We start from the raw sequence: 12,038 nt of genomic DNA on the forward strand, positions 1-12,038 counted from the left end.
GCTCGCAGAGCCTGTCCAGCATCGCAGCGGGATCGGCGAGCGGGACGGTTGTCGCGGCGACGAGCCTATCAGGTTCAGCCATTGCGGTCCGCTCCTCGGCTCAAGAGCCAGATCAGATAGGGGCCGCCGATCAGGGCGGCGAAGAGCCCGACCGGGACCTGATAGGGAAAGGCGACGATCCGCGACAGCCAGTCCGCCAGCACCATGACGGCGGCGCCCAGCATCGCCGAGGCGGCGAGTTGATGCCGGCCCTGGACGAAGCCCGACAGCCGCGCCAGATGCGGGCCGACGAGCCCGACCAGGCTGAGCGGGCCGATCAACAGCGAGGCGATGCCGGTCAGCAGCGCCGCGAAAGCTGCCGGCAACAGCCGGCTGGCGATGCGCGGCAGACCGATCGCGCGGCTGACACCGTCCCCGAGCGGCAGGATGTCGAGCCAGCGCGAGAACAGGAACAGTGGCGCGACCAGTAGCAGGCAGGCGACGAGGCCTGTCCAGGCCTCGAAGGCGCCGACGCGGTTGGTCGAGCCTGAGAGCCAGAGCAGCAGCGCATAGGAACGCATGTCGCCCTGCGCCAGCACGGTCGAGACGATCGCCATGCAGAGCGCGCCCAAGGCGATGCCGGCCAGCAGCAGGCGCGGCGGGCCATAGCCGGGGCGCGCGGCGATCAGCAGCATCACCAGCAGCACGGCGAAGGAGCCACCGGCGGCGCCCGCCAGCATCGTTAGCGGGCCGATCGCGGGCACGAGCAGCAGCAGCACAGCGAGGCCGAGGCCGCCGCCGGCGCTGACGCCGAGCACTTCGGGCCCGGCGAGCGGATTGCCGGTCAGCCGCTGCATCAGCGTGCCGGCTGCCGCGAGCATCGCTCCGGCCGTCCCGGCGACGACGATGCGCGGCGCGCGGAAGGGCAGCAGGTCGGCGAAGAGCGCGCCGGTCGCCAGGCTCCAGCCGCCGGGACCACGGCCGAGCACCAGCGCGATGGCGCCGAGCACGGCAAGGACGCAGCCGACGGCCGCGATGGCGAGCCATGGACGGCCGAGCCTGGCCATTCCCTGCCCGGAGCCGTTCAATTGGGGCGGAACGGTCTGGACCATGCGCCGCGACATCCAGAGCAGGAGCGGCCCGCCGATCAGGGCCGTGGCCGCGCCGGTGGGCGCAAGATCGGCGGTGGCGGAGCCCAGCAGTTGCACGGCGCTGTCCGTCACAGACAACAGGAGCGCGCCGGTAAAAGGCGCGGCGATGAGGAGGTCACGCAGGCGGCGTGCTCCGGCAGCGCGCGCAATCATGGGTGCGGCCAGCCCGACGAAGCCGATGACGCCGACTTCGGCGGTCACCGTCGCCGCCAGCCAGACGGCGACGAGCAGGACGAGGATGCGCGCGCCATGGAGCGCCAGGCCGAGGCTGCGGGCGCTGTCGTCATCCAGAGCCAGCAGGGCGAGCGGGCGCAACAGCAGCACTGCCGCAACACCACCCAGGACGAGGCGAGGCGCCAGCATCAGCGGCGCATCCCAGCTCTGCTGGTTGAGCGAGCCGGCGCCCCAGATGAAGAGCGAGAGCACATATTCGCCCTTGGCGAGCACGATCGTGGCGCTGAGGGCGGCGGCGATCAGCGAGATCACCATGCCCGACAGCACCACCGTCACCGGGTCGAGCTTTCGCCGCCAAGCCAGCGCCAGCACGATCGCCACCGCCACGAGCCCGCCCGCCAGCGCTGTCGTCTCGCGCGAGGCGGCGATCAGCGCAGGCGCATAGACCGTCGCCACGGTCAGCGCGAGCTGGGCGCCGGAGGCGATGCCGAGCGTCGAGGCGTCGGCGATCGGGTTGCGCAGCACCTGCTGGAACAGCAGGCCGGAGAGGCCGAGCGCCGCGCCTGAGATCAGCGCCGTGACGAAGCGCGGCATCAGGCTGTGCCAGAGCAGGATGCGTTCGAGCGCGGCGTTGACCGCAGGGTCGCCCGGCAAGGGCGCGCGGCTGGCGATCACCGCGGTTGCGAGCACAAGCGCAAGCGCCGCCGGCAGCAGCCAGCGCAGCGCCGGGCGTTGCAGGACCGTTCCCCTAGCCACGCGACGCGGCTCCGCGATGGTCGAGCGCCGCAACGAGTTGCCTGGCAAAGCGCCGGGCGGCCGGCAGCGCGCCATAGGGGTTGATCGCATCCAGCGTCAGGACACGTTTGGCCGCGACAGTCGGCAGCGCGTTCCAGAAGGCGCTGCGGCCGAGGATGCGCATCGCGTCCGGCGGGGTGGGCGGGATCAGGACGATCCAGGCCTCGGGAACGCGGGCGAGCGCTTCCAGCCCGATCGGGGCCATCGCGGAATAGCTCGTGCTGTCGGTCCAGGCATTGGCGATGCCCAGCCGGGCCAGGGCCTCGCCGAACATGCTATCGGCGCCGAAGACGCGAAAATGCCGGGCATCGCCGAGATTGATCGGGATGACGGGGCGCCCCGCGAACCCTCCGATCCTGCCGCGCAGCGCCGCGAACTCGGCTTCCGTTTCGGCGAGATAGCGCTGCGCCGCCTGTTCCGCGCCGAGCCGGCGGCCGAGCGCCAGCGTCATCTGTTCGGCCGCCACGAAGGGCTCGACGCCGCGCGCATAGATCGTGAAGCTCTCGACCAGCGCGATCAGCCGCAGCCGCGCTTCGGACGAAGCGTAGAAATTCGAGATGAAGATCAGCTCCGGCCGGACCAGCCGCAGCATCTCGAAATTGACCGTGCCGCGCAGGCCGAGATCGGCCACGGAGGCGGGCACAGCCGGCTCGACCGCGACCTCGCGGAACTGCAGCAGCTCCGTCGCGGCAACCGGCGTGATGCCGAGCGCCAGCAGCGTCTCCAGCACCGCCCAGTCGACCGTCGCGACGCGCGGCTGCGCTGCGCTCAGGGCTGGCGCGGCCAAGGTGATCGCGGCCGGCAGGGCGAGCACGCCCCGCCGCGTCAATGCGGCAACCCTCGATGCAGCAAGGCTCGATGCAACGAGCCTTGTCACGAAAACAGGCCGTGGCGGCTGGTGAGGCGCTTGGTCATGAGCTTCGGCAACCCGCAAGACGAAGAGGCCGTGGCTTGCGCCACGGCCTCGGCATAGGGCCGGAACGGCCGGCCTGCTACCATTTGTAGTTGGCCGAGACGGTCACGGTGCGCGCATCGCCATAGCCGCAGCTCGAATAGCCCTGGCAGCTCTTGACGTAGACCTTGTCGAACAGGTTCGTGACGTTGAGCGCGACGCCCCAGTTGCCGATCTTGTAGCGGATCGCCGCATCGACCAGCGTCACGGCCGGGACCTTCAGCGTATTCTCATTGTCGACCCAGGAGCTGCCGACATAGCGCACGCCGGCGCCCAGCCCGACGCCCTTCAGCGCGCCTTCCGTGAAGGTGTAGTCGAGCCAGCCAGAAGCCGTCACCTCCGGCACGATCTGCGGCGTCTTGCCGACATAGGCGGGCCGTGTGTCCTTGGTCGTCTTCAGGTCGAAGGCGGTGAAGCTCGCCAGGAGCTTGAGGTTCTCGGTGAGATTGGCCTTGGCCTCGAATTCGACGCCGGTTGAGGTGACCTCGCCGAGCTGCTGCTGGCCGAAGGGATTCAGGACCGTCGGCGCCGGATTGACGACGTTCTGCTTGACGAGGCGGAAGGCGGAAGCCGTGAACAGCGCGTCCATGAAGCCCGGCTTGTATTTCAGGCCGGCCTCGTACTGGTGGCCTTCTTCCGGCCTGAACGGCGTCGCCTGCCCGCCGGCGAGATTGGGAACCGCGTCGAAGACCGGGTTGAAGAAAGTCGCGGCGCTGACATAGGGCGTCAGGCCGTTGGCGAACTCATAGGCAAGGCCGGCGCGGCCCGAGAAGGCAGCCTCCTCCTTGCTGTAGCTCGGCGAGAACAGCAGGCCCGGCGCGCTGACGGACTTCTTCTTCACGAAGTCGTAGCGCCCGTTGAGCGTGGCGAGCCAGCCATCGCCGAACCGGATCTGGTCCTGCAAATAGAGGCCCATCTGGTGGTGGCTGAGGTCCTGGTTGAGATAGACGCCGGTCGGGCCCTGCGGCGCGCCATAGACCGGGTTGGTGACGCTGATCGTGGTCGCGCCACCCGAGGCCTGGGTGTGGTCGATGTTGAAGTATTTGTAGTCGGCGCCGAGCAGCAGCGAATGATCGAGCGCGCCGGTGCGGAAGCCGCCCTCGAGGCGGTTGTCGATCAGGAAGGTGTCGACCGAGGTGCGCTCCTGGAAGCCGATGCGGTAGAGCCGGTAATCCGGGGCCAGCGGCTGGAAGCGATCGCCGAAGGGCGCATCGGGGCCGGCATAGCCAAAGCCATAGGGTCCGAGCTGCGAGCCCTTCATCCGGCCATAGCGCGCGTTCTGGCTGAAGGTCCAGCCGTCGAACTGATGCTGGAACTCGTAGCCGACCATCGCCTGGGTGCGCTTCTGGCTGTCGATATCGGGCTCGCCGAGGAAGGCCTTGCGCGCGATCCGGCCGAAGGGCGCATTCACCACGGTGCCGACATAGGGCAGGAAGCCGCCGCCGACATGGATCTGGTCGAGCGCCGCGTAGGAAGCATAGGCGGTGATGCGGGTCGCACCGGTCGGCTGATAGGTGATCTGCGGCAGGATGAAGCCGCGGAAGTCCTTTGAGACATCCGTGTACTGGTCGCCGCCGCTGAGGCGCCCGGTCAGGCGGGTGCTCCAGACGCCCTGCTTGTCGCTGACGCCGATGTCGATGTTGGTATAGGCGTTGCCGAAATTGTTGATGCCGGCCTCGACCAGGCCGAAATTCCGGCCGTTGGGCCGCTTGCTGACGAGATTGACGATGCCGCCGGGATTGCCGCCGCCATAGAGCACCGAGGCGGGACCCTTGAGCACCTCGACGCGCTCGAGCTGGAACGGGTCGATCTGGAAGCCGCCGAAGCCATAGGAATAGTTCGACAGGCCATCGAGGAAGACGCCGGTCTGCGTCGCCTGGAAGCCACGGATAAAGACCCAGTCGGTGTCCGGATCGGGCCCGAACGGTTGCGCGGTGACGCCCGAGGTGTAGCGCAGAACCTCGTCGACCTTCTGGGCGTTGCGGTCTTCGATCTCGTCGCGGCCGATCACGGAGACCGATTGCGGCACGGCGGTGATGGGCGTGTTGGATTTCGAGCCCGTGGCCGTGCGCTGCGCGACATAGCCCCGGACCGGGCCGCTCACCGTCTCGGCCTGGCCCTCGACGATGACCGGGTCGAGCTGGATCGTCGGACCGGGAGCGGCCGTCGATTGGGCGAACGCCGTCGGGCCACAGAGCAGCGCCGCAAGCGACACGGCAGAGGCAAGAATAGATCTGATATTCTTAGATCTATGATAGTTCATCTGCATATTCCATTCGATCTAATTGTGGTCCCGTCGAACTATTCGTATTTAGAATTGTTCAAAACAGCGCCCGCCTGAAGCTAATCCTCCGTAACAGCTAAACCGCCAAGCGGATTGATCGTTTCTGTTGTGCATTGAACGATCATGGGTGTCGATCTACAATCGGGCGGCATAGTTGTATTTTGGCCGCTTGCCGTCACCAGTTCGGGATGAAGCGATGTCTTTCCAGCCTCAGATGAAGTCGGTCCGGCAGGGCGTGACGGTCGTCGACGCGCTCAAATGCCGGGCGTTCAACGGGGTCATCGCCGATCTCTGGCGGGCGCAATGCGAGCCCGGGGCGCGCGGCGAGTATATCTCGCCCTATCCGCGGCTCTTCATCGTGCTGGACAAGGCCGGGGGCGATTTCGAGACCTGGCTCGACCCGCAGCGCGACGACAGGATGAGGACGTCACGGCAGGGCTCGATCAGCTATCTGCCGGCCGATGTCCCGGTCTGGGGCCGGACGCGCGAGAGCATGCGAATCCGGCATCTCGACCTGCATTTCAACCCCGACGAGATATCCGAGCGCCTGTCTGAGCGCCTCGACGTCGCCCTGCTGGCCCAGCCGCGCATCATGTTCGAGGATGAGCGCATCATGGCACTGGCGCGGATGATCGCGGCCGAGTGCGCCGCATCCGAGGGCCGGCACGATCTCTATGGCGACAGCCTCGCCTTGGCGCTGCTGATCGACCTCTTCCAGGTTCGGCGTGGGCAACCGCGCAAGCGGTCCTCGCTGACGGCCGGGCAGTTGCGGCGCGTCACTGACTACATCTCAGCCCATAGCGGCGCCAATATCCGGCTGCAGGATCTGGCCGCCGTGGTCGACCTTTCGCAATCCCATTTCAGCCACGCCTTCAAGGCCGCGACCGGCCTGCCGCCGCATCAGTTCCAGTTGCAGGAGCGCGTCAGGCGGGGGCAGGCCATGCTGGCGGCCGGCGCACATTCGCTGACAGACATCGCCGTGGAATCCGGCTTCTCCGACCAAGCCCACTTCACCCGCGTGTTTCGACGGATCGTCGGCGAGACGCCCGCGGCCTGGCAGCGCTCGCGGCGGCTCGTCGGATGAGCTGAGGCGGGATGCGGGGAACCGGGCTCGTATGAATCGTTCCGGCGAGAGACAGATTCAGCGCCACATCCCGCGCATCTGGGCGCGGATGTCGATCCTTGGGCCCTGGCTTGCGGCCCGTGCCGGCTCAGGCGCCGCGATCGGCCAGGCGGTGCGCTCGAACAGGCCAAGCAGCGCATTGGGAATGAAGCGCGTGCGCGCGGCGTAGACGTGGCGGTCGCCGGTGGCGCTCTGGCCGTGGGTGAAGAAGCGCTGCGGCACCATCAGGTGCAGATCGTCCTTCGCCCGCGTCATCGCGACATAGAGCAGCCGGCGCTCCTCCTCGATCTCGTCGCTGCTGCCGACGCCGAGATCGGAGGGGATGCAGCCATCGACGACGTTCATGACGAAGACCGACTTCCACTCCTGGCCCTTGGCCGAATGGATCGTCGAGAGGATCAGGTAATCCTCGTCGAGCAGCGGCACGCCGGCCTGGTCGCTGGTCGCGTCGGGCGGGTCCAGCGTCAATTCGGTCAGGAAGCGCTCGCGCGAGGGATAGCCGCCTGCGATCTGTTCGAGCTGGACGAGGTCAGCCTGGCGCGTCGCGGCGTCCTCGTGGATGCGTTCCAGATGCGGCTCGTACCAGAGCCGCGCCCGCTCGATCTCGGCCGGCCAGCCGGACCGGCCTGAGCGCAACTCCTCGACGGCTTCCAGGAACGCCACCCAGTCCTCGCCGGCCCGTGGCGGCGCGGGCGCGGTGGCCAGCGCCTGCATCGGATCGGCGGCTGCCGCGATATGCTCGAGCACGCGCTGCGCCGTCGTGGGGCCGACCCCGGGCAGGAGCTGCATCAGCCGGAAGCCGGCGACCTTGTCGCGCGGGTTCTCGACGAAGCGCAGCAGCGCCAGCACATCCTTGATATGGGCGGCGTCGAGGAACTTCAGCCCGCCGAACTTGACGAAGGGGATGTTGCGGCGGGTCAATTCGACCTCCAGCGGGCCGCTGTGGTGCGACGCCCGGAACAGCACCGCCTGCTGCTTCAGGCTCGAGCCGGCCTCGCGGTTTTCCAGCACGCGCCCGGCGATGAAGCGGGCCTGATCGGCCTCGTCGCGGACGTTGACCAGTTGCGGCAGCGCGCCGGTGGCGCGGTCGGTCCAGAGGTTCTTGGTGAAGCGCTCGCTGGTGAGGTCGATCACGCCATTGGCGGCGCCGAGGATGGCCTGCGTCGAGCGGTAGTTCTGGTCGAGCGTGATGATCTCGGCCGGCGGCGAGAAGGCTGCTGGGAAGTCGAGGATGTTGCGGATCGTCGCGGCACGGAAGGCGTAGATCGACTGCGCGTCGTCGCCGACCACGGTGAGGCCGCGGCCATCGGGCTTCAGCGCCAGCAGGATCGACGATTGCAGCCGGTTGGTGTCCTGGTACTCGTCGACCATGACGTGATCGAAGCGCGCGCCGATGTCGGCGGCGAGATCGGGGTCGCACATGGTCTGGGCCCAGTAGAGCAGCAGATCGTCGTAATCGAGCACGTTCTGGCGCTGCTTGGCCTCGACATAGGCCGCGAACAACTCCCGGAGTTCCGCCGCCCAGGCGACGCACCAGGGAAAGGACCTGGTCAGCACGGTCTCGATCGGCGTCTCGGCGTTGACGCAGCGCGAGTAGATCGCCAGGCAGGTGCCTTTCGCGGGAAAGCGCGTCTCGGTCTTCGAGAAGCCGAGCTCGTGCCGCACCAGATTCATCAGATCGGCCGCGTCCTCGCGGTCATGGATTGTGAAGGCGGGATCGAGGCCGATCTGGTCGGCATGGTCGCGAAGCAGCCTTGCGCCGAGACCGTGGAAGGTGCCGGCCCAGCTCAGCGCGTCGGTCATCACGCTGGCGCCCTCGCCCATGACCTTGCGGGCAATGCGCTCGACGCGCCTTGTCATCTCGGCGGCCGCGCGTCGCGAAAAGGTCATCAGCAGAATCCGGCGCGGATCGGCGCCCCTGACGATGAGATGCGCGACGCGATGCGCCAGCGTGTTGGTCTTGCCCGAGCCTGCACCCGCGATCACCAGCAGGGGCGATGCGAGATCGCTGCCGACGCCATGGACGACCGCGCGGCGCTGCGCCGGATTCAGCGCGTCGAGATAGGGCGTGGCGAGGACAGGCGAATCGATGGCGAGCATGAGCCGGATTCGACCAGTTTCCGGTTTTGTTCGCAATCGGCCATCGTGCCGCAAGCGGCCCGGCCTCGCTCTAAGGGACGACGTAGCCCTCGGCCCTGCCCCTGCCCGGCGTCCGGCAGGAGCATCCCGATTCAAAAGGCGCGGCAGCGGCGAGCACGCAGACCCGCTCGGGTGTCCGACAGTGCCGGCCGGATGTGGCATATCGTTCGCGGCCGAGTTCGCCCCGCGCCTGAGGTCGCCCATAGGCGCGCTGCCCGGCGCCATAATCGACCGGCGGTCCCGCGCCTGGGATGCCGCCGCCATCGGAGCGCAGCCGCAGATCGGGCACGTTGTCGGTGATCGAGGGCGGACCAAGCCCCTGCCTCGGGCCGCCGGGCGTCAGCGGGCCATTGCCCGGAGTACCCCCAAACTGGGCGTCTGCGGACGACGCGAAGAGCAGCGCCGGTGCCAGCACGCAGGCCGCCAGAATGTCGCGCATGACCGCAGATTTCGATGAGAGATGCATCGACTAAGTCTTGTGATGGCTCAGATCGACGACCTCAATGCCATTCCCTCTCGCCTTCTCGGCTTTTGGCTCTTGGCTAGGGGCAAGCTCGCGGATGTGCTTCTCGGCAGCAAGCCCGTTCGGGTCATCGGCCTCGTAGGGCGCGTGAGGACCGGTCGGATTGGCCGAGCGCGGATTGGGGCCGGCGCGATGCTCGGTCTCCTCCCCGGATTGTCCGGGGCGTCTGGCGGTCTTGAGAACCCCGGGTGCATCGGTGAGGTGATGTGAATTGTTCGTCATGGTTCGTTCCTCCTGCCATGACGAACCAGCCAGCGTCGTATCCGTTCCTTGAGGGCTCGCCCTGTCCTTGCGGAACATCTGCCCGATCCAGCGGTATAGCTCCCGCGACCGCCGCAGGTCGCTGGAGACCACCATGAACACCGTGAACCCGCGCAAGACCGGCCTCCGCATCGTCCTTTTGGCAACGGCGCTGGCGGCGCTGGCATCGCCCGCCTTCGCGCTCACGGCCGACGAGGTGAACGCAGCCACCTTTATCGACCGCAAGAAGCAGGCCGCGCCCGGCCCCAATCCGTTCGTGGTCAAGGCGCAGGTGCTGCTGAGCCGCCGCAGCATTTCGCCGGGGGTGATCGACGGTGTCGACGGCGAGAATTTTCGCAAGGCGGTGGCGCAGTTCCGGCGACAGGCGCAGCTTCCCGAGGGCGACCAGATCGACGAGGCAGCCTGGCTGAACCTTGGCGGCGACACCGCCAATGACGTGATCGCCGAATATACCCTGACCGAGAAGGACGCGGCCTACGACTTCGCCGACAACATCCCACGCGACTATGCCAAGCAGGCCAAGATGAAGCGACTGTCCTACACGAGCCCGGAGGAAATGCTGGGCGAGCGCTTCCATATGAGCGAGACGCTGCTCGGCGCGCTCAATCCCAAACAGGCATTCTCGGAAGCCGGTGCGCGCCTGCTCGTGGCCTCTGGGCGGCGCTCGCCTGAAAAGGGCGCCGCGCTGCGGATCGACGCGGTCAAGAGCACGGGAATGGTCATCGTCTTCGGCGCGCAGGACAAGGTGCTGGCGAGCTATCCGGCCACCATCGGCAGCGAAGACATGCCGTCGCCGTCGGGCGATTACACGATCGAGCGCGTCGCGCGGAACCCGAACTACACCTACGATCCCGAGAAGAACTTCCAGCAGGGCAAGAACACCGAGACGCTCGTCCTGCCGCCGGGCCCCAACGGCCCGGTCGGCACCGTCTGGATCGCGCTGTCGAAGCCGACCTTCGGCATCCATGGCACGCCCGAGCCGGGCAAGGTCAGCAAGACCAACTCGCATGGCTGCATCCGGCTGACGAACTGGGACGCGGAGGAACTCGCCGATCTCGTCAAACCTGGCGTGCCGGTGCGTTTCGTCGATTGATCGGCGTGCGCAATCGCCCGCAGCGGCGATACGCCTGCGTGATCACGGCTGGGCTTTGCGCCTTCCAGCTTTGCTCGCCAGCCGCCGCCGAGGCGCGCCAGCCTACGGGCGGCAAGAAGCCGTTGGTGCGTCCGAGCATCATGGCGCCTTTGCCACCGCGGCGCCCCGCCGATGTGACGTCAGTCCCAGCAACCGCCAGCCAGACCCCCGAAGCCGAGAAGCCGGCGGGGCCTTCGGTGTGTCTCGCGACCTTCGCGGAACGCGGCGGCATCGCGCTTCCGTCTTCGCCCGAAAGCAGCAGCGGCGCATGCGCCATCGAAGACCCCGTCACGTTCAGCAGCGTCGCCATGCCCGATGGCTCCAAGGTCGAATTCGACAGCGCGATCACGGTCCGCTGTGCTTTCGCGCTGGAGGTCTTGGGCTGGGTGCGCGATGATCTGCCGGGGATCATGACCAGCGCGAACGGCAAGCTCACCAAGCTGGTCGGGGTCGGCGGGCATGCCTGCCGGCCGCGCAACGGCGTCGCGGGAGCCCCTATCAGCGAGCATGCGAGCGGGAACGCGCTCGATCTCGGCGGGTTGCGCCTGCAGGATGGCCGAACCATCGGTCTGACCGACCGCGACGGGACAACGCGCACGTTACGCGAAGCCCTGCAAAAGAGCGCCTGTGCCCGCTTCACCACGGTGCTGGGTCCGGGCTCGGACAGCTCCCACAAGGATCATCTCCATCTCGACATGCGCAAGCGCCCGCGCGACTTCAAGCTCTGCCAGTGGGCGGTCGAGTAAGCCCCATCCGAGGCAAGCAGCGGCGAGGGAGCCGATGATCCATCGCTTCAGCGCGGCTTGAGCAGGGCGATGCCGAGGGCCTCGACCTTGCGCCGCCGCAGATGGCCGGGCATTTCCGTGACGATCACCTCCAGCGTCGGCCGTACCGTGGCCTTGAGCAGATGCCCGCCTTTGGTGCTTCCATCCCGAAGACCGAGCACCGCATGGAGATGAAGGCTGGCGCGGCCGTCGTCGCCCTCCGCGATGTCGCCGATCAGGCTCAAAACCTCCGATTGTTCGTCGACGGAAATTTCCTCGTAGGATTTCGTCTCGACATCGAAGAAGCCGGCCGTCGCGGTTTGGAAGGCGCCGATCGCGGTGACCGAGGCCGCCGAGATGGCATGATCATTGGCGAAGCGGCTGATGCAGGCGAAGGCCTTGTCGCCGGCGTCGAGAACCACCGCGAAAACCCGCTTGCCTTCATTCTCTGCGAGAAGGGTGTTGTGCGTGGCTCGATCCTTCCGCGTAAGTGCCCTGCCCGCCGGGAGCCCCGGCAGGCCGTCCCCTCACTCGTCCAGCCGCCCATCCCGTCGCCTCGGCATTGGCACGCGATCATCGCTTAGCCCCGGTGTATTCGCTGGCGCGCGACCGCGATGGCTCCGCATCGAGGGGCGGCCCGACCAGGCATTGCGTTGCGAGGCATATGAGGATGCCGGCGATGACAACCCAAATCCAGAACTCGAGCGAGGGACGTCTCTTCATCCCCACTCAAGCCGGAGGGCGGGCTATGGTTCCTCAAG

Annotated in this window: 10 protein-coding genes; 3 read left to right on the forward strand and 7 right to left on the reverse strand. The window is 67.5% G+C overall.

Annotated elements, in window-relative coordinates; genetic code table 11:
• Nucleotides 1–74: 74 nt before the first annotated feature.
• From fhuB to AC1DYU_RS21710, 3 genes are all read right to left on the reverse strand, one after another.
• Nucleotides 75–2,060: a Fe(3+)-hydroxamate ABC transporter permease FhuB gene (fhuB, locus tag AC1DYU_RS21700; RefSeq protein WP_476793433.1), complete on the reverse strand. Its 1,986-nt coding sequence runs from the start codon at nt 2,058–2,060 to the stop codon at nt 75–77.
• Entirely contained in the window at nt 2,053–2,913 is an 861-nt protein-coding gene (locus tag AC1DYU_RS21705) for an ABC transporter substrate-binding protein (protein ID WP_476793434.1), read from the reverse strand. The genes fhuB and AC1DYU_RS21705 overlap by 8 nt, the downstream gene beginning before the upstream one ends.
• 178 nt (nt 2,914–3,091) lie before the next feature.
• The gene (locus AC1DYU_RS21710) at nt 3,092–5,314 is read right to left on the reverse strand and encodes a TonB-dependent siderophore receptor (RefSeq protein ID WP_476793435.1); all 2,223 of its coding nucleotides are present in this window, start codon (nt 5,312–5,314) and stop codon (nt 3,092–3,094) included.
• Between the two features lie 217 nt (nt 5,315–5,531).
• Between AC1DYU_RS21710 and AC1DYU_RS21715 the strand changes: the two genes are divergently transcribed.
• A complete protein-coding gene (locus AC1DYU_RS21715; RefSeq protein WP_476793436.1) occupies nt 5,532–6,419 on the forward strand; it encodes a helix-turn-helix domain-containing protein in 888 nt (295 codons plus the stop codon).
• 57 nt (nt 6,420–6,476) lie between these two features.
• Here AC1DYU_RS21715 and AC1DYU_RS21720 read toward each other — a convergent pair whose 3' ends face one another.
• The 3 genes from AC1DYU_RS21720 to AC1DYU_RS21730 form a co-directional block, all read right to left on the reverse strand.
• On the reverse strand, nt 6,477–8,558 hold the full coding sequence (locus tag AC1DYU_RS21720; RefSeq protein WP_476793437.1) for an ATP-dependent helicase: 2,082 nt from the start codon (nt 8,556–8,558) through the stop codon (nt 6,477–6,479).
• Nucleotides 8,559–8,628: 70 nt separating this feature from the next.
• Complete coding sequence (locus tag AC1DYU_RS21725; RefSeq protein WP_476793438.1) at nt 8,629–9,036, reverse strand: hypothetical protein; 408 nt, start codon at nt 9,034–9,036, stop codon at nt 8,629–8,631.
• Nucleotides 9,037–9,066: 30 nt separating this feature from the next.
• Nucleotides 9,067–9,498 carry a hypothetical protein gene (locus AC1DYU_RS21730; protein ID WP_476793439.1) on the reverse strand — a complete coding sequence of 144 codons (432 nt, stop codon included), beginning with the start codon at nt 9,496–9,498 and terminating at the stop codon, nt 9,067–9,069.
• On the opposite strand from AC1DYU_RS21730, the gene AC1DYU_RS21735 reads away from it, so the two are divergent.
• Together AC1DYU_RS21735 and AC1DYU_RS21740 are read left to right on the forward strand one after the other, a co-directional pair.
• Nucleotides 9,476–10,474, forward strand: a complete 999-nt coding sequence (locus AC1DYU_RS21735; RefSeq protein WP_158485256.1) for a L,D-transpeptidase family protein — start codon at nt 9,476–9,478, stop codon at nt 10,472–10,474. The two genes, AC1DYU_RS21730 and AC1DYU_RS21735, sit on opposite strands and share 23 nt — an antisense overlap.
• A 5-nt stretch (nt 10,475–10,479) precedes the next feature.
• Complete coding sequence (locus AC1DYU_RS21740; protein WP_476793484.1) at nt 10,480–11,259, forward strand: extensin-like domain-containing protein; 780 nt, start codon at nt 10,480–10,482, stop codon at nt 11,257–11,259.
• A gap of 47 nt (nt 11,260–11,306) precedes the next feature.
• Here AC1DYU_RS21740 and AC1DYU_RS21745 read toward each other — a convergent pair whose 3' ends face one another.
• Nucleotides 11,307–11,699: a PPC domain-containing DNA-binding protein gene (locus tag AC1DYU_RS21745; RefSeq protein ID WP_476793440.1), complete on the reverse strand. Its 393-nt coding sequence runs from the start codon at nt 11,697–11,699 to the stop codon at nt 11,307–11,309.
• Between the last annotated feature and the right edge of the window lie 339 nt (nt 11,700–12,038).

The organism is Allobosea sp. P2_B12 (genome assembly GCF_056404835.1).

Excerpts from the sequence above, each read along its gene's own strand:
- AC1DYU_RS21710 (WP_476793435.1), bottom strand. The coding sequence starts at position 5,314 with ATGAACTATCATAGATCTAAGAATATCAGATCTATTCTTGCCTCTGCC.
- AC1DYU_RS21715 (WP_476793436.1), top strand. The coding sequence starts at position 5,532 with ATGTCTTTCCAGCCTCAGATGAAGTCGGTCCGGCAGGGCGTGACGGTC.
- AC1DYU_RS21720 (WP_476793437.1), bottom strand. The coding sequence starts at position 8,558 with ATGCTCGCCATCGATTCGCCTGTCCTCGCCACGCCCTATCTCGACGCG.
- AC1DYU_RS21725 (WP_476793438.1), bottom strand. The coding sequence starts at position 9,036 with ATGCGCGACATTCTGGCGGCCTGCGTGCTGGCACCGGCGCTGCTCTTC.
- AC1DYU_RS21735 (WP_158485256.1), top strand. The coding sequence starts at position 9,476 with ATGAACACCGTGAACCCGCGCAAGACCGGCCTCCGCATCGTCCTTTTG.